This window comes from Ectobacillus funiculus, from assembly GCF_004138295.1.
Lineage (GTDB): Bacteria > Bacillota > Bacilli > Bacillales > Bacillaceae_G > Ectobacillus > Ectobacillus funiculus.
This window is the reverse complement of sequence record NZ_SCFM01000117.1, coordinates 1-986: the sequence shown is the minus strand read 5'-3', so window position 1 is coordinate 986 and position 986 is coordinate 1. Positions and strand designations below refer to the sequence as shown.

Annotated in this window: 1 protein-coding gene; it reads left to right on the top strand. The window is 37.9% G+C overall.

Translation table 11 applies throughout. The annotated features are described in order from the left end of the window. Positions 1-986 (top strand): RNA-guided endonuclease IscB (iscB, locus tag EP737_RS25085; RefSeq protein WP_165350938.1); only part of this gene is annotated, 986 nt, incomplete at both ends.

The window sequence follows — 986 nt, the reverse complement described above, 5'->3', positions numbered from 1 at the left end:
GTAAAACACGATACAGAAGGTCAAAATTCAGGTACAAAACAAAACGCGTGTATGTAGAAGGGAAAGGAAAAAAGAAAGGAGGATATCGTAAAATATCCATATCCTTCACTTCATCCCGTCCAAAAGGTTGGCTTCCACCTTCTATGCAGAGCAGAGTAGATAACACCTTTCATTGGATAGATACCTTTTATTCATTACTTCCAAAATGCAAACTTCACATAGAAGTAGGAAAGTTTGATGTACAAAAGATGATGAATCCAGACATTCAGGGCAAGGAGTACCAAGAAGGGGATACCTTTGGATATCACGATGTACGATACTTTGTCTTTGCGAGGGACAACTATACTTGCCAAGTCTGCAAGAAAAAAGGTGGCATTTTACAAACGCACCATATCGTCTACAGAAGCCATGATGGTAGCAATGCAGCATCCAATTTGATTACGGTTTGCACAACTTGCCATACCCATGAGAATCATCAGGAAGGTAACATCCTTTGGAAGTGGATGGTTGAAAAGAAGAAAACCAAACGCTACAAAGAAGGACCCTTTATGAACATCTTTCGTAGAAGGGTATTTGATACGTACCCTGATGCTTACATTATATATGGCAGTATGACTACACCAAGAAGAAAAGAACTGCAACTCGAAAAAACACATTACAATGATGCCATTGCAATTACAGGGATAACCAACATCAAAGAAAATACAGCTCACGTTCTTTCCATCAAACAATTTAGGAAGAAAAAACGCTCTTTACATGAAGCAACCGCTAGAAAAGGCAGAAAAGAAAAAAATACACAATCCAAACGGAATGAAAAGAACACAAAAACAGTCGGTTCATGGTATTTGAATGATAAAGTTCGTGTGTTTGGACAAGTTGGCTGGATTAGTGGATTTAGTGGACAAACTTGTTATGTAAAAAACATACAAGGAGATTACATTACGGTTCCAGGCAAATCTTATAAACAGGTGAATTTGAGTCGTTTA